The 18,871-nt window shown below is 45.0% G+C and carries 12 protein-coding genes; 7 read left to right on the top strand and 5 right to left on the bottom strand.

The features are described from left to right. Positions 1-116 precede the first annotated feature (116 nt). Both J7I42_RS29310 and J7I42_RS29305 read right to left on the bottom strand, forming a co-directional pair. The gene (locus J7I42_RS29310; protein WP_209142987.1) at positions 117-1,838 is read right to left on the bottom strand and encodes a RagB/SusD family nutrient uptake outer membrane protein; all 1,722 of its coding nucleotides are present in this window, start codon (positions 1,836-1,838) and stop codon (positions 117-119) included. Positions 1,839-1,865: 27 nt separating this feature from the next. Further along, positions 1,866-4,955, bottom strand: a complete 3,090-nt coding sequence (locus J7I42_RS29305; protein ID WP_209142985.1) for a SusC/RagA family TonB-linked outer membrane protein — start codon at positions 4,953-4,955, stop codon at positions 1,866-1,868. Between the two features lie 1,130 nt (positions 4,956-6,085). Here J7I42_RS29305 and J7I42_RS29300 point away from each other — a divergent pair. From J7I42_RS29300 to J7I42_RS29280, 5 genes are all read left to right on the top strand, one after another. Continuing rightward, complete coding sequence (locus tag J7I42_RS29300; RefSeq protein WP_209142983.1) at positions 6,086-7,342, top strand: YdcF family protein; 1,257 nt, start codon at positions 6,086-6,088, stop codon at positions 7,340-7,342. A gap of 184 nt (positions 7,343-7,526) precedes the next feature. After that, positions 7,527-8,402, top strand: coding sequence for a hypothetical protein (locus tag J7I42_RS29295; RefSeq protein WP_209142981.1), 876 nt, complete (start codon positions 7,527-7,529; stop codon positions 8,400-8,402). A 246-nt stretch (positions 8,403-8,648) separates the two neighbouring features. Beyond that, positions 8,649-12,089 (top strand): SusC/RagA family TonB-linked outer membrane protein, encoded by a 3,441-nt coding sequence (locus tag J7I42_RS29290; RefSeq protein ID WP_209142978.1) that lies wholly within the window; start codon positions 8,649-8,651, stop codon positions 12,087-12,089. A gap of 23 nt (positions 12,090-12,112) precedes the next feature. Next, entirely contained in the window at positions 12,113-13,645 is a 1,533-nt protein-coding gene (locus J7I42_RS29285) for a RagB/SusD family nutrient uptake outer membrane protein (RefSeq protein ID WP_209142977.1), read from the top strand. Positions 13,646-14,538: 893 nt separating this feature from the next. Further along, positions 14,539-15,000, top strand: a complete 462-nt coding sequence (locus J7I42_RS29280) for an SRPBCC family protein (RefSeq protein WP_209142975.1) — start codon at positions 14,539-14,541, stop codon at positions 14,998-15,000. Positions 15,001-15,179: 179 nt separating this feature from the next. On the opposite strand, the gene J7I42_RS29275 is transcribed toward J7I42_RS29280, so the two are convergent. Continuing rightward, positions 15,180-16,169, bottom strand: a complete 990-nt coding sequence (locus tag J7I42_RS29275) for an aldo/keto reductase (RefSeq protein ID WP_209142972.1) — start codon at positions 16,167-16,169, stop codon at positions 15,180-15,182. Positions 16,170-16,235: 66 nt separating this feature from the next. Continuing rightward, positions 16,236-17,096 (bottom strand): AraC family transcriptional regulator, encoded by an 861-nt coding sequence (locus J7I42_RS29270; RefSeq protein ID WP_209142970.1) that lies wholly within the window; start codon positions 17,094-17,096, stop codon positions 16,236-16,238. A gap of 132 nt (positions 17,097-17,228) precedes the next feature. Between J7I42_RS29270 and J7I42_RS29265 the strand changes: the two genes are divergently transcribed. Then, the gene (locus J7I42_RS29265; RefSeq protein ID WP_209142968.1) at positions 17,229-17,600 is read left to right on the top strand and encodes a hypothetical protein; all 372 of its coding nucleotides are present in this window, start codon (positions 17,229-17,231) and stop codon (positions 17,598-17,600) included. A gap of 28 nt (positions 17,601-17,628) precedes the next feature. On the opposite strand, the gene J7I42_RS29260 is transcribed toward J7I42_RS29265, so the two are convergent. Then, entirely contained in the window at positions 17,629-18,042 is a 414-nt protein-coding gene (locus J7I42_RS29260) for a winged helix-turn-helix transcriptional regulator (protein ID WP_209142966.1), read from the bottom strand. Between the two features lie 202 nt (positions 18,043-18,244). Here J7I42_RS29260 and J7I42_RS29255 point away from each other — a divergent pair, with 202 nt between their 5' ends. Further along, positions 18,245-18,826 carry a DUF2306 domain-containing protein gene (locus tag J7I42_RS29255; RefSeq protein WP_209142964.1) on the top strand — a complete coding sequence of 194 codons (582 nt, stop codon included), beginning with the start codon at positions 18,245-18,247 and terminating at the stop codon, positions 18,824-18,826. The last annotated feature ends 45 nt before the right edge of the window (positions 18,827-18,871 follow it).

Genomic DNA, 18,871 nt, shown 5'->3' with positions numbered 1-18,871 from the left:
AGGAGAGATGCTGTCCCTCCTTAGTGACTCGTTGTGGATTGCTGATTTTGAGGTTTTGTGATTTAGAGATTTACCGCTGTTTGAGTTTGCTCATAAATCCCGAAATCTCCAAATCCCTAATACCCTGGGTTTTGTTCCAGTACTGCGGTGTTGTTCTTTTCAATTTCAGTAACTGGTATTGGCCAGAGATTATAATTGTCTTTCATTTGAGGGCCATAAAATGGATTACATTTCCGGGTCCTGGCTACCCATAAGCCCAACCGCATCAGGGTTAACATTCTTTTTTCTTCAATGCCCAATTCCCTGAGTCTTTCATCGAGTATGTAATCGAGATTCACATTTGCGGCTGACACTGGTAAGGCGTTAGCCCTGGACCTTACTTTGTTAATATCAGCTGCCGCTGAAGTCGGATTACTTAACCCTACATATGCCTCGGCTCTGAGCAGGTAGGTTTCGGCCAGCCGGCTAAAATATTGGTCGATATAAGTGCCGCCGGCACCTGCCTTCAGCGCATATTTTTGCACCGGGTCAGGGTCCGTTGGGTTTACATATAAAGATGTTGGATAATCATATGCCTGTGAGCACTTGGATTGGTAAGGATAAAAAGCGCGGTCCCATTTCCCTTTTGTAATGTTGCCATTGATCCCTATTAAACCGGCGGGCGGGTTGATGGTGGAAATTTTTTGACCGTAAAAAGGGCTTTTCGGATTGTTAGATACAAATTCCCTTACAAAGTTGTTATTCGCATTGCGGATATCATTGTTGAAATCGCTTTGCCAAACGGTATCGCTGAACCAGTAAGAAGGAGCCAGAAAACCCACGCCGCGGCCACCGGTATAATCGCCCATAGGCCAGTTAAACAAGCCAACCTGCTGGCCGTTTACAACGGATTTCAGATCACGCACCAATGGGGCATGTACCCGTTCTGCAGCATATACACCAAATTGAGATCCGCCGGTGGTGCTACCACCGCCACCAGGTACATCTGTTTCAATTTGTATGACCCAAATGCCTTCGGTGTTGATGCCACCATGTCTGTTTTGATTGCCGCGTTGGAAAAGGTCCCAATACACATCACCGGGGGTAACTGTTTTTCGGGTGCCAAACCGGGTTGTCATCAATGCAAAGGCCGGGTTATTGATAACTGCTGAGGCCGCATCTACCGCTTTCTGATATTGTTTGTCGGTATTGTATACTTCAGCCAGCAGGTGATAAGCGGCCGCGTTGGAGATCTCTCCATCTTTTACCTTGGTAATGTCTGGTAGATTAGCCGCTGCAAATTCCAGGTCTTGTTCCACCTGGGCATACACTTCGCTTCTGGTAGCGCGGGTGAAATCTGTTTTGGGTGTTTCAATTTCATTTAAATTCAGGGGAACACCACCGTATAAATAGCCAAGCGTGCGGTAAGCCAGCCCTCTGAAAAATCTGGCTTTTGCTTCAAACAAGGTTTGTTGGGCAGCTGTGAGGGTTGATGCAGGAAGCCGGTGAATGATCGTGTTGGCTTCCTCCACGATCTTATAATTAGGCCCCCAGGCAAAATTAGTAATGGCGGTAGCGCTGGCGGCAATTTCGCCCGGCAGGTTCGCCGCAGTTGCCGTGGCATCATAATAAGCATCGGTGCGATACTCGTACCAGAAGGGGTTGAAGTCATTAACAGTATAAAAGTGACTTCTAACCAGACCGTATAAGTCATTTATGGAGGCGTTAAAATCGGCCTCGGTTTTAAAGGCGTTGCTGGTGCTTAAGAACGACGAAGGTTTTTCATCGAGAAAGCTTTTCTTACAGGAAAGGCTTCCGGTCGTAAGCGTCGCCAATAAGATATATGCGTATCGTTTCATGATATTTTTTTTAACCGTAATAGACTACTAATATGTAATGTTAATACCCACTGAAAATGCTTTCATTACTGGTCGACCATTTGTTATTAAACCCATAGGTTGATTATTCAGATCGAGCGCTTCAGGGTCCCAACCTTCCCAGTTGGTCCAGGTTTTTAAGTTCTTACCGCTTACAAATACACTTAATGACTGGAATTTTACGGTCTTGATCAGGCTGGTAAGATTATAGGAAACGGAAACGTCCTGCAGTCTGACAAAGTTTCTTTTCTGCCATATTTGGTGCACCGTAGGATTGCTGGTAGCAGCAGCGGGTTCAATCTTGGCATGGGTGCCTGTAATATTGCGGGGATATTTGCCCGAAGGATTAGCAGGCGACCAGAAATTGGTTTGCACCGGATAGTTATTACGGATAGCATTGTCGTCACGGAAGTAGAAGGGGCTGTTGGGGCCCAGGTAGCCGTCTTTGCCACCTTGAACGGAGTTAAAGAAAATACTTACAGACAGTGCCTTCCAGGAGAACTGGTTATACAGGCTCAGCTGGTAAGCTGGTTCTCTTCTGCCCAGGAAAACCCGGTCTTTGTCGGGGGTAATGTCGTTGTCCTTGTTCTGATCAACCAATTTTTCCGTACCCACCTGGAAGCCGGGGATCCGGGTTTCTCCAACCTGATAAATGCCAGCGGGTTGATAATCGTATATGGCATTGCGTGATTTATCTATGAATAAGCCACTTGCCGGCAGGTCATCTTCTTTACCATCATGATCGGCATCGGTGCCGGTAATGGTAACGATCTTGTTCTTGTTGTGCCATACATTGGCAGTAGCCGTCCAGCGAAAATCTTTTTGGTCCAGAATTTTATAAGAGATGGAGGCTTCTATCCCGTTATTGCGCAATTCACCCACATTGGTTTGTATGATGGAGAAACCGGTAATATCGGGGATGGCAATACTGTATAAAAGGTCTTTGGTGCTGTTAAAATACACATCAATATTACCGTACAGGCGGTTTTTGAGCATATTAAAATCAACGCCGAAGTTGAGCCCCCGCGTTTTTTCCCATTTCAGATCGGGGTTACCCAGGGCCACCACCTGTTGACCAATGGCAGGGCTGCTGCCATCACCAAATACATAAGCAGGATTAACATTAACCCTTGCTATGGACGTATATCGGGGCGTTTGGTTACCACTTAAGCCAAACCCTGCTCTTAGTTTCAGGTAATCAACAAACGACACCTCTTTCATAAAGTCTTCAGAGGACATGATCCACCCCAGGGCGGCTGTAGGGAAGTATGCATACTTATTGTTGGCGGCAAAACCCGAGAAGCCATCGCGGCGAATGGTAGCCGTTAACAGGTATTTATCGTTGTATTTATAGTTGAACCTGGCCATTTGGTAGTTCAATCTTTCTGTCCACTGGCCCGAAGTATCATTAAAAACAGTACCCAGGGAAAGATTATTATAACTAAGTGTAAGGCGGTCGAACCCGGTCGCTCTTGCGTACGTTGAGTCAGCTCTTCTTTCTATAGCGCCATATAACAAGGTGCCTGAGATGTCATGTTTGCCAAATGTTTTGCTATAGGTAAGGATGTTGTCGAACGTGTAATCGTAATATTCTCTATTGTATTTTGACGCTTCACCAGTTGAGTTGGCACCATAAATACTGCTAAAGAAATGCTGGTCAACCGTGTAGTTATTACCGAAGTTCATGCGGTAATTGAGTCCTTTCAGAAAAGGCAGATCGATGTCGGTATAGATGTTGGCAAAGATATAATTGTGTCTTTCTTTGTCGTCAACATAATAAGTAGTGAACGGGTTTGGCTCCAGGGTATTGGTAGGGAAGGGGATCAGTTTACCAGATGAATCGTACGGCACCTGTAGGGGCGACCAGCGCATGATGCTGTTCAAAGAAGGTTCGGCCCCATCCTGATTTACAAATGATCCACTTGAGATTATGCCCACCTTCCACCAGTTCAGTGGTTTTACCTCAATATTGGCCCGGATGCTTTTGCGTTTAAAGATGTCATTTATTACGAATCCTTTTTGATCGGTCAGTCCACCCGAGATCAGGTAAGTTACCCGGTCGCTGCCGCCGGAAATGTTCAGGTTATTATCATAAATGCTTCCGGTATTGGTGGCAGCCTCGTACCAGTTATAGTCATTGGGCAATAAGACGCCATTCACTTTCATGGTAGCATCTACATAATTCGCTACATTAAAGGTCGGGTCGGGGGTAGTATAATCGGGGGCCAGGTAAGCCTTATCCCAGTAGGCCTCTGTGATATTCTTTAAATATTCTTCGCGGTTCATTGGCCGCAGGTTGCTGGTAGGCCGTTGGTTGGCATAAGAACTGGAGAAAGAGATCCGTGGTTTGCCGGCGCGGCCTTTTCTGGTTGTGATCAGTAATACCCCATTGGCGGCCTGCGCTCCGTATACAGCTGTAGAGCTGGCATCTTTTAATACATCTATAGAAGAAATGTCATCTGGATTAATGGAGGACAGCGAACCCGTGTATTGAATACCGTCAACGATGATCAATACATTCTGGTTACCGCTAAGGGTGTTTTGACCGCGTACCGAAATGGGCGGTGAGCCACCGGCATAGGTTGACAAGCCCACGTTCAACCCAGGGACGGTCCCCTGCAAATACTGACCAACGTTAGTATTGGGAGAATTGGCCATTGTTTCAAGGTTTACGCTCGCAACGGAACCGGTAAGGTCTTTTTTGCGGCGGGTACCATAACCTACCACCACTACTTCATCAAAACTTTGGGTATTAGTAGACAATTGAATGTTCAACTGATCGCCATCGCCTACTGTTACTTCTTTTGGTTTAAATCCAACGTTTGAAATAACAAGAACGGCCCCCTTAGTGGCTGAGAGGGTAAATTCACCTTTTTCGTTGGTGGAAGCGCCGTTGCTGCTCCCTTTTATGGAAACAGTAGCACCAACTATAACCGAGCCGGAATCATTGGTAACCCGGCCATGAATGGTTTTTTGCTGGGCTGCGGCTGGCAGTGGCCCGCTCAATAAGCAAGCAGTGGACAGAAGAGCAAATAATAACCGCCCGGTAGACAACCGGAACAGGCTGGTTACTATCTTTTGCCTGGTTAACTTTTGCATACGCATAGTTTGATTTTAAGACGTTACTAATAATTTGTGATATACAGGGGTGGTAATTGGTTCAGGTAACCGGCTTGTGGCTCCAATCAGGATCAGATTGAAGTCAACAATTATTAATAAAGTATTATCAATGGGAGTGCCTCCGGGAAAATTGGTGATGAGAGAAGGGGATATACCCGGTTTGGCAATTGAATGATTATCCGCAAGCATCATACAAGCAATTAGTTATTCAATACTCAATCGTTGTCAATCATGGTGACAGCGAAGCCGCTATCAGGAACGAAATTATATCATTTTGAAAGAAAATGTAACCGATTACAAAAATAATTCGGTTTTTTTCGGCCAAAGCTTGCCTGATAGGGCCAAGAGGCTCATTAAGCTGGATCAGCGGGTTTAATAAGGGCAGGCAGTGACAGGTTTAAGCAGGGGTAATTTGAAAGGAAAATGATTCAGCCGGCGAAGATCCTGGGGTTAATTCCAAAGGTAGGGTTTAAAAACCCGGCGTGGATAGTAAACTGATATCTGTCAATTATTTATAGAAATTTGGGCTATCCCGGTTTAAAAAGTGTAAAAATTACCGTTATCGGCGCTGATTTGATGTGGGGTATGATAGGATTTTTGCAAAAAAGCGTATTTAATTAACTGCCAGACAGCGTTTTCAAAAAGACAGGAATTGTATGGGCGTCTTTTATTATCAAGATGTAACCGATTACAAGTATGTTTGACTGGCTTTTTCTTACTTGTTTGAAAATCAATTGTGCTAAATAGTTTAAGCAATTGGATTGACCAGACCTGTGGAGGTTCGCCATAGGGTGTAAAACCCGCGATCTGATGAAGCGATCCTGACAGGTCGATTTCGCAAAATTTGAGTGCCTTTGCCTATAGCCTTTTGTTTGCCTTCTGCCGTCTGCCTTCTGCCTTTTGCCTTCTGCTTGGGGCTCTAATGCCGCGCTGAGGTGTATTCCCCATTGCCCACTGCCTATTGCCTTCTGCCTTCGGTCGCCGAAGCGTTGGTGTAGGCGACCCATTGCCCCATGTCTTTCTTACATTTAATAATTGCATAATGTCTTCTTGACAATAGCATAACCCAACTAAACCAATTTTGCGCTCAATTATTCCAACCAGGCAACATGAGAATATTCGTACTGACTACACTATTATTTGGTATTGGTATTATGGTTAATGGTCAACAGACCGCTCCCGATCCCCACTATAAATTGATCAGGGGTAACAGTATTGTGCAAACAAAGAATTACTATTTACTTACACTTTTGCAACAGGATACTGCCGTGCGCAAAATGCTGGAGCACGACACGGTGTTGGCAGCTATCGCAACCAATAAATTGACAGGCCTTTCAAAAGCCGGAAAAGAATGCACCGGTAGTTTACCCTGCTATGCAGCACGCATGGAGTTTAGCGAAAAAGAAATAGGGGAGGTAAGCGCCCGTTTAACGGCATTATATAATACAAGCAATGTGTTGGGCCGACTGGTACAAAAACATTTGATCGCTTCAGGTGCCTACATATTATTTAAAAACAGTTCGCCGGCAGAATTGCTGGTAAAAGCCTGGGAACAGGATGCACGGGGCGTGAATTTTGCCATTGGTGTATATGCAGAAGGAAAAAAGCCGAATTATCCCCTTATAGATTCTATCAGTTTCAATGTAAACGACAAACGATACGGTTCTTTATTATATACTACTACGTATACCGTAGCCAGCGAATGTGCCGATAGCCGTTTGTTTTTTGAACCCTCACTCACCTGTGCCCTTCGATACCTGGAAATAAATGAGCGCGAACAGGCTGCTGATTATGAACCCATGATGGAAACCGTGAACAAAGCCGCCTTTAACAAGGTAAAAACAGTTAAATGGGCCGCTTATCCCTATTCTGTGATCCTGGTACCAGGGGCGGGACCTGAAGATCTTCATACCCCATTAAGTGCAGAAGGGATGTTGCGGTGCCGGCTGGCTGCCGTGCAATATAAAAAAGGCGCTGCGCCGTTTGTGGTAGTGTCGGGTGGTAAAGTACATCCGTACAAGACTACCTGGTGCGAAGCCATTGAAATGAAAAAGTTCCTGATTGAAAAGTTGAACATACCTGAGAATGCCATCATTATAGAACCACATGCCCGGCATACCACTACCAACTTACGAAACTGTGTACGGCTCATTTACCGGTATGGAATGCCCTTCAACAAAGCCTGTATCACTACCACTTCAGGTGGGCAAAGTATGATGATCACTAACACACTTGCCGCAAGATGCTTAAAGGAATTAAATGAAGTGCCTTTTCAGAATGGCAAACGCCTGACTGAAACAGAAGCGGAGTTTTATCCGGCCATTGATGCATTGCACATCAATCCAACAGAACCATTAGATCCTTAGTCCTGGTGAAGTAAGAAATAGGAAGTAAGAAATAGGAAGTAAGAAATAGGAAGTAAGAAATAGGAAGTAAGAAATTCTTGAAGATCATAGCCTCGTTATGGTTTCGGATCTGTATTGCCTTCGCCGTACATCCTACTTCTTACCTCTTACCTCATCATTTTATTTATTCTTCAAAACACTGTTTATGAAACTTATCTCCATCGTGACAACAAGCCTGTTCTTCCTGTTCTCCTCCGACCATCCTGTCAATATCAATATGCAGTTCGGTCAGGCGCACACGATCGATTCACTGGGCGCCTGTCAGGGTGCTTCCTTTCAAAAGGGACGGCTTTTTTTATATGGCGACCGGGAAGTAGGTATGATCAGGGAGTTTAAAATGATCGGCGATTCGCCAGTGTATATAAATAAAGAATGCCGGCTTACTGAGAATGGCGCCGATGTGATCAATCACCCAACCGGTATTGCCTGGAATGGACAATCGCCTACGTTTATTGGTAACAGTATTCGGCTCGATGCTGCCGGTTCCAAATGGAAAGCTGTGATCTATTGTGTAAACTGGTCCGGTTTATTGACCACCGGCACCCTGGATGGCAATCTGCTTAATACCATCGAAGACGATGCCTGTATACAGGGTACCCGCCCTGAGTATATACAATACAAAGGAAAGTGGTATGTGGCCACCGCTGATTATGGCGATAAAGGAAATGAAGTAAGGCTCTACGATCCTGCCTTGTTACAACATGCAAAAAGGACCAGTGAGAAAGGCGTGCTGGTGAAAAAGTTCACCTGTACGCCCTGGGTACAAAACCTTCTATGGGTGCCCGGCAAAAATATCCTGGTGCTTATTCAAAACCAGATCGAGGGTAGAAAATGGCGGTTCACTTACCTGGATTTTAATAAGTCTATAGAAACAGGCACGCAACAGGTGATAAAAGTAGTAGACCTTGATCGTACCGATGAACTGGAAGGATTTACCTTTCTGAATGATGGATCAAAAGGCATAGCGGTTAGTTCTTCGAGAAAGGATAATGTAAATAATATGATGGTTAGTTGGAAGTAGGGTCAAGACCTGTAAGGTCCATCATTGGGTCTTGCCCTAACAGTCTGATGGCTTGGACCTGACAGGTCTGGTTCGCTTTATTAAAACTCGACCTGTCAGAGCCTGCCCCGCTTTGCGGGGACCGCTTAGGCCCTCTGATTGTTGAACACCCGATGGCAGACCTGACAGGTCTGGTCAAAGTAAACAAAAGCATTTTAATTAAGGAGCCACTCATAAATAAGCATCTACTCACAAATAAAATCAAAAATGGGAAAGGTAATTCAATACAAACGTTTCACAGCAAGTTACAGAAGCATATACCGGAACCTCTGGTGGTGGACATGCATGCTCTGTATGGTAATTTCAGTACCGGTACTGGCGCAAACCAGTAAAGTCACCGGTACGGTAACCGATTCAAAAGGACAGCCATTAGCTGCTGTAAGTGTGCAGGATAAAAAAACGAACAAAGCGGTTATGACCGATGAAAACGGTAAGTTCAGCATTGAAGCAGGTGTAAACAGTACCCTGATCTTTTCATATACCGGTTTTGCAAAACAGGAAGTGGCCGTTTTTAACCACTCAGTGATTGATGTAAAACTGGAAGACGATATAAAAACGCTGGATGAGGTTTCTGTTGGTTATCAAAAGCTCAGAAAGAGCGATGTTACCGGCGCCATTTCCAGTGTAAAAGCCAGTGAGCTGAACTTGTCAACACCTACTATCAGTCAGGCGTTGGTTGGTAAAGTAGCAGGCGTACAGATATCGCAGGTAAGTGGCGCACCTTATTCTGGTGCTAAAATTCGTGTACGTGGGGTTGGTTCTATCAATGCCAGCTCAGAACCATTATATGTTATAGATGGATATCCCGTGGGCGGTAACGTTACACAGGGACAGGGCAACGGTGGCAATAGCACCAACGGTTATAATTCCGCCACCTCAGGTAACGATGTCTTTATTAACCCGGATGATATAGAATCAATAGAGATCTTAAAAGATGCGGCCTCAGCTGCCATCTATGGTTCACGCGCCTCCGGTGGCGTAGTGCTGATCACTACCAAAAGAGGAAAATCAGGCAAAGGTAAATTGAGCTATGATTTCCAACTGGGCAGCCAGTCGCTGGCCAAAAAAGTAAAATTGTTAAATGCCGATCAGTTTACCGATCTGTTTGTAAATGGCCGTAATGCCAACTATAAAGACATCCTGATAGCAAAAGGTATTGTTTGGAATGATGCCTTTTACTCTGATGATAATGCTACCCGGGTAGCCAAATCAGGCCAGGCTGCCAATAACTGTAGTGTTTGTATTATCAAAGACCTGTATGATTTCCCTACACAAAAAATAATCGCCCCCAGGTATAATACCGATTGGCAGGATGTGTTGTATGACAATGCCCTGGTAACAAGGCACAATCTTACCTTCTCAGGCGGTAATAATGGCGTGCGCTACCTGGTAAGCGGTGGTTATCTCGATCAGCCGGGTATTTTAAACAGTACCTATCAAAAAAGAATAAACCTCCGCACTAATATCGATGCCGATGTGTCACCAAAACTGCGGATCTCATCAAGCGTATTTGTGACCAGCACCAATAATCGAGAAGTACAGGAAGGCCGTTTTAACCAGGGGCCCATTTTAGGTGCACTGGTGTATATGCCTATTTTCCCTGCTTATAATCCAGATGGTTCGCTGGCTTTGTCTTATGATAATGCAGGAAAATCATTTGATGGATTTACGTATGCCTTTCAGGGCATTGAAAATCCCCTGGCGCTGGCTCAACGCGTAAAGATCACCCGTAAAGGTGTTCGTACTACCGCCAATGCCAGTGCGGCTTATGAGATCTTAAAGGGGCTTACCTTTAAAGTAAACCTGGGCGGACAGTCATACCGCGAGAAATATGAATATTATTTCCCTACCAATTTAAGTAGTGGGACTAATGGTCCGGGTACAACCCAGGCTACGCAGGCGGCCAACTCTTCCGCACAAACATTAGACATTCAGGACCGGCTGGCGGAATATACCCTGAACTACACCAAACAAATGGGTAAACACAGCTTTAATGCATTGGCTGGTTATACCGCTCAACAAACTTCCACCGATGTGTTGTCGGTAGCGGCCAAGAACTACATCAATGACCTGGTCCCTGAAGTAACTGCTGTAGGTTCTACCCCTGGTGATTTTTCGCTGATCCAAAACACCAACAGTGCTACAGCTGGGGTAAACGTTGCCAATACCGGCAAATCCGTTACCTCGCTGATCTCATATTTAGGCCGGGTAGTCTATAGCTATGACAGACGTTATTCCTTGACCGGTTCATTCCGTACAGATGCATCATCGCGCTTTGGTCCGGAGAATCGTTGGGGTAAGTTTGGATCAGTATCTGCAGGCTGGGCTGTCTCAAATGAATCATTTTATAAAGACTGGTTAGGCGCTGGCTCTACTTTGAAACTGCGCGCCAGCTGGGGTTTGACCGGTAACAACAATATTCCTAACTACGGCTATGAACAAGGCGTAGTAGGGGCAGGCGGTTATGTATTTGGAAGCACAGTGAGTAATGCAAACTGGGCCAATGGTATTGCCGATCCCAAACTGGGTTGGGAGTCTACCTCTCAATTTAATTTTGGTGCCGATGTAACCACGTTGAATAACCGGGTGTCAATCATTGCCAACTATTATATCAGTAAGTCGTATAACCTGCTGTTCAATAAAAACGTATCTGCCTTTACCGGAGGTTCTCAGGTACTTACCAATCTGGCTAATTCAAACATCCGTAATACCGGGGTTGACTTGCAGTTGGATGTGAAAGCGGTACAAACAAAAGATTTCAATTTGAATGTGAGTGGCAATATAATGGCCAACAGGAACAAAGTGATCAGTCTGGGCGATGCCAGTGAAATTCAGACTGCCGGTGCTGAAAGAAGTTATATTACACACGTGACCCGGGTTGGGGACCCTGTAGGTTCTTTTTATGGGGTGAAAGTTGCCGGTATGGTACGTCAAAGCGATATGGACAATGTAAATGCAGACTGGGCAACCTATAAAAGCAATGGCAATAAATTTCCTGCTGGTTACAAAGTAAAAGCATTCCCCATTTCAACCTTCTCCACCACGCCTTTAAATCCAGGTGATCTGTATTTCAAGGATAAAAATGGCGATGGCCTCATCACCGATGCTGATAAAGATGTTATCGGTTCACCCTATCCCAAATTCACCTATGGCTTTAACATCAGCATGAACTATAAGATGTTCGACTTCAGTGCCTCTTTTAACGGTTCACAAGGCAACAAGATCGTAGATGGCCAGGATTACTATATCAGGAATATGGAAGGTTCAGGCAACCAGTATGCGTTGATAGATCAACGCTATCGCAGCGAGGACCAACCCGGCAATGGCCATGAATACAGAAGCTCACGCGGTGGTTCACAAAGTAACAGTACCCGGTTAAGCGATTATTATTTGCAGGATGGCTCTTATTTCCGTTGTACCAATATGACCATTGGCGTGAACCTGAATACGCTGGCGGCGGTTAAAAAACTAAATCTGAGCGGGCTGCGTTGGTTTGCATCGGTTGATAATGCATTTACCGTTACCAAATACCTGGGTTATAACCCTGAGGTTGATTTTAACAACGGTTCTAACCTGACACCAGGCGTGGATTATGGTAAATATCCATTGGTGCGTTCATTTAACACAGGTGTAACGGTGCAATTCTAAACAAAAACTATTAAAAGATATTTATGCGTAATAAGGTTTTACTATTTGCAGGTATGTTGTCACTGGCGGGGATTGCCAGTTGCAGCAAATCCTTTGTGGAGCAATCAAATCCCAATGCAGCGCCCGTAGAGGATGCTTATAATACAGAATTTGATATTACAACAGGCGTGAACGGGGTATACCAGGCATTAAGGAGCAGCAACTGTATTGGTGAAGGCGCTCAGTTGTGGACAGACGACCGCGCAGATGATGTGAATACAACAGATAACCAGTCGAACAATGGCGAGCCCTTTCAGTTCTCTGCCTTTGCCATAGTTCCCAGCAACAGTTATTTGTACAGCCACTGGGCGGCTTTGTATACACCGATTTCAAGAGCAAATATTATTTTATCTAAAATTGATAAAGTACCTTTTGCCAGCAACGATACCAAGACCCAATATGTTGCCGAGTTGAAATTCATCAGGGCGTTGATGTATTTTAACCTCGTACGGGAGTTCGGTGATGTGCCGCTGGTGACCGACCGCATTGTGACCACAGAGCAGGCTACTGCTGCTGCCTTCCGCGTGAAAAAGGAAGATGTATATACCCAGATCGTAACCGATTTGAAGGATGTAGTAAGCAGCAATTTACCGGTAATACAACCGGCGGCCAGCAAAGGCCGGGTATCGTTACAGGCTGCCAATGCCTTATTAGGACAGGTGTATTTAACCATGGGTGCTACGCTGGCCAACGATAAAAGCGGTAATTTTAACAATGCCAAAAACTATTTGCTGGCCTGTTACAATCAGAAAACGTTCAACAAGCTAAGCGACATACCTTTTACCGATGTGTTTGATGTAGCTAAAAAGACAACCAACCCCGAGATTATTTTCCAGATCGCCTACAAACAGGGCGATGCCAATTATTCCTCTTCATTGGCAAGGAACAATCAGCCCAAAGGAGATTCATTGTTGTCTAAATTTAAATCACAAGGTGCTGGCGGTTTGTTCACCAAGGACCTGTTGAATGAATTTGAAGCAACCGATGTACGCACTAATTTCTCCGTTTATTATTCAACTGGCAGTAAAGTGTGGTTCATTTCAAAATTCAGGGATGCTACTTCCGGCGCCGGTGATCTTGGTTATGGCGGAAACGACTGGATCCTGATCCGTTATGCCGATGTTATCTTAAACCTCGCTGAGGTATATTTGAACCTGGGCGATGCGGCTACCGCCACTACCTACCTGGATATGGTGCGTACACGTGCCCAGCGGCCCGATTATGCCACCATGAAAGCGACAGATGTGAATTATGCAGCAAAATACCCAACGCTGAAATTGGCTATATTGCACGAAAGAAGGGTAGAGCTGGCATTTGAGCACCATCGCTGGCATGACCTGACAAGGTTCTTTACCCCAACCGAACTGGTTGATTATTTCCGGGCCAAAAAGCAGGCCGATTACGATAATTCGCCTTTAACAAATATCACCACCAAGGATATTTATTTCCCAATTCCCTTAAAGGAATATTTGCTGAATCCTACTATGATGTACCAGAATGATGGGTATAATCAATAGGCAGTGGGCAATAGGCAATGGGGAATACACCTCAGCGCGGTATTAGAGCCCCAAGCAGAAGGCAGCGGGCAGAAAGATAAGGCAGTGGGCAAAAGGCAATAGGCGGTCTCCGACTAATTGCCTGGCTCGCTTATAGCAGTCGGCTAACGGTCCGCCAGCTGGCGATGCCGTACCAAGACCTGTAAGGTTCGCCATTTGAGCTTGCCATTTTAGCGGGTTTATGCGACCCTGACAGGTCTGGTTTTATCTGCAATTTGCCCACTGACAAGTAAGCAATAATTAGATGCCGGTAAACAAGTTTACCGGCATCAGTGTTTTCGGGGTGTAAGACTGATACAAGTTCCTGCTCAGGATGCCGTCGGATTGCTGTTTTATTCACTTCAGCCCCCTTCAAATGGTAGTTTTATTCTAGTCAGATCGTCTGCAGATATACTAAAACAGGCCCATTTACCCGGTAATAATGCCACCAGAATGCCACTGGAATGCCACTGTAATGCCACTGATCAGTGGCATTACAGTGCGGGTTTGGAGGCAGAATGGTGGCAGATATATCGGATATCCGGTATATCTCACGTACTGTTAGCCTAAATAAGCCTGGAAGTAAAGACGGGCGAATACAGGACTTCGTTAAAGCGTGGAATAAAGGTGGTTAGGGTGACAAATAGCTAATGTAAATTCTAAATCGATATAGAAACTTAATGCTTACCCGAATCCTGTAAATGTGGTCTGTTTCCTCGGTTCGCAATGCAAAATGTTTTCTCTAACGTTATAGCTAAAGTGGCTTCTTGATCTTTTAATAGCACCATTTTGTCCAAATCACCCTTCCTGAAAGTCCAGATGCCACCCGGTGCCGGAAATAGTTACACAATAAATTTGTGGTTAAATTGATTTCAATGACAACGATAGCTAATTATACGGCCGCATTTTTGGTAGATCAAACGCCGGCTGCCGCTTTTGAAGCTTTTAATAATGTCCCTGGCTGGTGGACTGAAAATCTGGAAGGTTCTTCTCAACAACTAAACGATGAGTTTACCGTGTTTTTTGGGGACGTGCACAGGTCTACGCAGAAGTTAGTGGAGGTGATACCCAATAAAAAAGTAGTGTGGCTGGTTACTGATAGCCACCTTAATTTCATTAGCGACAAACACGAATGGACCCATACCCGGATAATTTTTGAAGCTGCTGTGGTGGATGGCAAGACCCAGGTGCGGTTTACTCATGAGGGGTTGGCCCCCGAAGTAGAATGTTACGACGCCTGTTCTAATGCCTGGAGTGAGTATATTCATCAGAGTTTGTTCAGACTGATCACTACAGGTAAAGGCAGACCGACGCTTGCTGATAAGGTTCAGGGGTAAAGGAAGTAAGAGGTAAGAAGTAGGAGGCAAGAAGTTCGCTAGTTTTATGCAATCGGCAGAAAACTCAGGCGTCGGAAATTGCAAGCTCTTCCTACTTCCTACTTCGTTAATTTATATTCTAACAAAATCTTATTTAAGTGATTGCATCATAAAGTTGTTAAAAGCCTCGCTATTTTTCCTTACCGGTTTAAGTGCTTCATAAGCATTTCGGGGTAACGGCTTCCTGAAACGATCCCGGCCGGCATGATCGCTTCGATACTTTGCAGATCTTCCCTGGTAAGCTGCACATTTTCTGCTGCAATATTTTCTTCGAGATATTTAATGCGTTTGGTGCCAGGTATAGCAATGATATTTTCACTCTGCGCGAGTACCCATGCAATGGCTAACTGTGATGGTGTACAGCCTTTTTCGGCAGCGAGCGTTTTGATCTTTTCTACCAGCTCAAGGTTTTTGTAAAAATTCTCGCCCTGGAATCGTGGCATGTTGGCCCGGTTATCTTTGATGTCCTCAGGTGCTTTTATTTCACCGCTTAGCAGTCCCCGGCTTAAAGGGGAATAGGCGACCAGGCCTATGCCTAATTCCTGTATGGTTGGAAGCACTTCGGTTTCAATGTCACGGCTCCAGAGGGAGTATTCTATCTGTAACGCCGTTATGGGATGTACGGCTGCTGCCTTGCGAATGGTCGTTGCGGCTGCTTCAGAAAGTCCAATGTAACGAATCACGCCTTTTTGCACAAGGTCTGAGAGCGCACCTACAGTTTCTTCGATGGGGATGTTGGGGTCTACCCGTGCCGGAGTATACAAATCGATATAATCTGTTTTGAGTCGCTGGAGACTGTAGAGTACAGCGTTGCGGAGATAGTCAGGGTGGGTATTCACCGGGCCGATACTTATTGATCTATTGGGACCGGGAGCAAGGAACAAACCTGTTTTTACCGAAATAAAAGCTTTATCCCGCCTGCCTTTGATGGCCTGGCCAATCAATTCTTCGTTGTGTCCGGTACGGTAGAAGTCGGCAGTGTCTAAAAAGTTGTGTCCGAGTTCAAGGGCTCTTTCAATGGTGGCAATGGATTCTTTATCGTTACCTTGTCCGTATACGCCTGACATTCCCATGCATCCTAAACCTATTGCTGATACCAGCGGGCCGTTCTTTCCTAATTGTCTGTTCATGGATTTGTTTTTTGTTTCATGAACAAAGGTCCGGTAACGGCAAAAGGGGAAGCCGGACAAAACGTATTAGTTCCCTGACAAATCCTGAACAAACGTGGCAATGGTTTTACCAGTTGCTTTTTTAAATAAACGGGAGAAGTACTCTGGATCGTTGAAACCGAGCTCGTAGGCCAGCTCCTTGATTGAATTGCTTTCTGAATAGTAAAGCCGGCGTTTTACTTCCATTATAAGCCGGTTGGTGATGAATTCTTTAGGGGAAAGCCCGGAATAGTGTTTAACGATGTTGTATAAACTATTGGTGTTGAGCGCCAGTTTTGCAGCGATATCTTTGATCGATGGATGATCTGTGTAGTTATTTTCTACATACAGTTTGAAACTGATGTATTGGGAGAGTTTGTCGTCAGTAGGTTTTTTGTCAAAAGAGAAATAAGCGGTGTTGATCTCTGTTAACAGGCTATTAAGATGAGCCAGAATAAGCTCGGGATCAGTGTCCATTGTACTTAATAATTCGAGCAGCATTTTGAAAATGGATCTTAGTCTTGCTGCAGCGGATGGGGGTAGTTGAATTTTTTGATTGTTTAAAGGGTTGATGAGAAAGGGATATTGCTTTGGCAGCAACGAAAGACATTTTTCATCAAAGCCCAGTTTGAAATAATCGATGCCTTGTTTGGAGGCGGGTACCTGGTGGATCTGGTGGGGAAGAACGAAGAGCAGTTCGTTACTTTTTATATCGAATTGCTGAAGATCAACCCCGTGACGAGTGAGGCCCTCTATTACAAAAAGTAAAAAGTAATGGGGTTTGCGGTGAGCCGGGCAATAGATACTTGTTATTTCTGGCGGAAGGTGCCCGAAATTTGGAGAAATGAGCCGTATGGGAAGTTTATCATTTTGTTTATAGTGATTGAGGAACGATTCCAGGTTTTGCATACATTAAAAGTAATATAACCTGGAACAAATGCCAATTGAAAAGGTTTTGTGCTTCGTATATTAAGCGGGACAGGTAATGTTTTAAGTTATACCAAATACCTGATTTTTTCGTTTCTGGGAAAATGATCCCCTATGAGTCAAGAGGAGATAAGTTTGGAGGCATTGAGACAGCAGACTGAAAAGTACGGACCGGCATTCGCGGAAAAAGTAGCCAATGGATTGGTGAAGGGCGGTTGGGTAGGGTATGGTCACCCGTATTATTGCGGCATGGGTCTGGAGTACCGGGATGGTACTTTTAAATATGGAGAAATAAATGATGGCTATTTTGCTGAGCCGCCAACTTTGCAATGGTCAACAAAGGAGTCGTTTGTTGCATGGCTGGCCGAGCAGTCTGACGCCTCCCTTGCCCGGTTTGAAGATAGCCCCGGTTATTGGGGTAACCAAACCATCAACCGTAAACGGTTGCTTGTTTTGGCTGTCAAAGGTGATAGAAAACGAGGTTGACCGGCTCTGGTCATCTGTAGAGAGTTGGTCATTGGCAAATGGCGCTGCCTGGGTGCCATTGTACTGCGTTATCAGCCAGTTTTTCGCTCTGGTCGTTATGGTCGCCCTTTTTATTTACCAGGTCCTTATTTTTTAATCCCCAGGCATTTAGCTGCGCCAGAATGGGCACAATGGTCTCGCCCAACGGCGTCAGGGAATATTCCACCCATAAGGGGAAACCGGAAAATACCTTTTTTGACACGATTCCATACGTTACCAGTTCACTCAGCTGCATGTCTATTACGCGTGCACTGGTAGTGGTGATCTCGCGGTGCAGCTCGCTGGGCCGTTTTATACCCCGGCTGATGGCATCGATGATGCAGGGTTTCCATTTAGCGCCAAACACCTTCATGGCCACTACAATACCGCAATCCAGGTCTTCTTTTATTTTTCTTTCATACATATCAGTAAAGTTAACTTTTTCTGGTTTTAATCTCTCTGCCGGTCATACCGAAAAATTATTCGGTACCCGAATATCAATTCGGTTATTTTATTTAAGAGGGCGGCGTTCGAATTTGCAGCAATTATTCACCATTCAAGTATTATAAATGTCTGGATCTTTGCGCAAACATACGTCCTGGTATTGCCTTATAACTATACCTCAAATGATATTCTGGATCTTCGTTTTTGTCATAACCCACTATTTTATGAGGGGCGCCGATCATTTTCTGGAAATGACAAAGGACGCGTTGGGGAAGTATTTTAACCTGCGCTGGCTGCTGATCGCCCATATTACTGGCGGTGGCGGTGCTCTGGTGTTAGGGCCCCTTCAATTCTGGGACCGTTTCAGGACAAGGTTTATAAAACTGCACCGCTGGATAGGTGTTGGGTACCTGCTGGCGATACTCGTAAGTTCCAGCTGTGCACTTGTTTTAAGCTTTACCACCGCCTATAAGGTCAACTGGGCTTATGCATTCTCGCTGCAGGTCTGGGTAAGTGTTTGGATCATTTCAACCATCATTGCTTACCGGGCTGCCCTGCAAAAGAAATTCATTTTGCATAAAGAATGGATGACGCGAAGCTATATGGTAACGCTGGCATTCATTGTGTCGGGTTTAACGCTTAAATACCTGCTGTCGATCGGGTTCGGAACGTTTGAAGATCTTTCTCCCTCGCTGTTTTGGATGGGCTGGTCGGTGCCGTTATACGTTTACCAGGTTATCTTGGGGTTGAAGGCTAAGAAATGAAAGGAGAGTAAGTTGATCAGTTAACTAGTTGACAAGGGAGAAATA

The sequence above is a fragment of the Niastella soli genome (assembly GCF_017742245.1).
Lineage (GTDB): Bacteria > Bacteroidota > Bacteroidia > Chitinophagales > Chitinophagaceae > Niastella > Niastella soli.
The sequence above is the reverse complement of the archived record's forward strand: the minus strand, read 5'-3'. Positions and strand labels throughout refer to the sequence as shown.